Genomic DNA, 1,590 nt, shown 5'->3' on the forward strand with positions numbered 1-1,590 from the left:
CGGATGGCGCAAACGGTGCACCTGGACCTACTGGACCGACCGGACCTACTGGTGTCACTGGACCGACCGGGGCTATCGGACCGACGGGCGCTACTGGACCTACGGGGACTACTGGATCTACCGGGCCGACCGGACCTACGGGGGCCACTGGACCTACAGGCGCTACTGGACCTACGGGGGCCACCGGACCTACCGGAGCCACCGGACCTACTGGCGCTACTGGATCGACTGGGGCTACCGGACCTACTGGAGCCACCGGGCCGACGGGTGTCACTGGGCCTACTGGAGCCACTGGACCTACCGGGCCGACGGGGCCAGCAGGAGAAACTGTCACAGAAATATCAGCTTCTGCATCTAACACAACTGGTGAGGTTATCGCAGTAGTATTAGATGGTACTCCAGTATCCCTGCCGAATGAACAATCTCTAAACGGTATAACAGTAGATGTGACTGACACTGAATTCACTGTTCCAGAAACCGGACGATATTATATTGCTTATAATGTTAACCTTACTGCTTCCTTACTGTTGGGTACGCGCATACTAATTAACGGAAATCCAAACACTGCTTCTACTTTAAATCCAGTCCTAACTGCTTCAAGTTTCTCTAATGACTTTATCACACCTCTTACAGCTGGCGATACTATCACTCTCGAACTCTTCGGATTACTTGGTGCAGCAACCTTACAAACTGGAGCTGGAGCGAACTTAACAATTATTCGATTAGAGTAATGCTAGTTAATTTTATTCTATATTTAACTAAGGATGGGGATAGGCTTCACGTATCCCCTCCTTTTAAGATTGATATAAAATCTAATTATATAACCTTTTCGACAATTTAAAAATTTATAATTTTTAGCACTTCTATTATACGATTTTATAACCACTTGAACGATTGTATCGAGAAAATAGATTAGTAAAAGACTTGGGTTTTAATAATTTTAATCACGTTTTATAACATTTACAGCTTTTAAAAAGAAATAGCATGTCAAGGAAATCTTTGAGTTATCAAATACTTTTAACACGTTTACAAACTAGATAACTGATGGTATTTTGTACAGTTTAATTCAGAAAAATTCCTATCATTCACATATTTTTATTTTTAAGTACCTTTAGTCAGTGAAATGCCTGTTCCATTTCTAACCTTTCACATACTATATGTTGAGCTAGATTACTATAACTCTAGTTATTTAGCTTAGTTTTATGAAGGGAGGGGTTTTATGTCTATTGAAAACTTAATTATTAATGGTGGATTTGAAACAGGCGACCTTACCGGTTGGACATTTTTAAATACTATTGTAACCCCAACACAATCGCTCTCAGGTAATTTCTCAGCAAGATTCACAAGTGGCGCCGCTCAAGCCTTCATTTCTCAAACTGTTCCAGCAAATCCAGGTGAAAGTTATCAATTCTTTGGTTCTTTTGCTAAATTCACAACCCAACCAAGTCCAATTATCCAAATCCAATTACAATATTTAGATGCAGGGAATACCGTTATTGGTACTGGTCTAAATTTCATTATCCCTTATAACTCATTACCAATCGTGGTTGATGATAACTGGAATACAATTTATCAAACATCAACGGCTGC

At 41.1% G+C, this 1,590-nt stretch carries 2 protein-coding genes; both read left to right on the forward strand.

All coding sequences use genetic code 11. The features are described 5' to 3' along the window. The coding region (locus tag B494_RS20035) for a BclA C-terminal domain-containing protein (RefSeq protein WP_017470376.1) at positions 1–731 on the forward strand (731 nt) is incomplete at its 5' end. 488 nt (positions 732–1,219) lie between these two features. Then, a partial coding sequence (locus B494_RS0100405; RefSeq protein WP_017470377.1) for an NTTRR-F1 domain occupies positions 1,220–1,590 on the forward strand: 371 nt, incomplete at its 3' end.

Origin of the sequence: Amphibacillus jilinensis Y1 (assembly GCF_000306965.1) — a bacterium.
In the GTDB taxonomy this organism is placed as follows: domain Bacteria; phylum Bacillota; class Bacilli; order Bacillales; family Amphibacillaceae; genus Amphibacillus_C; species Amphibacillus_C jilinensis.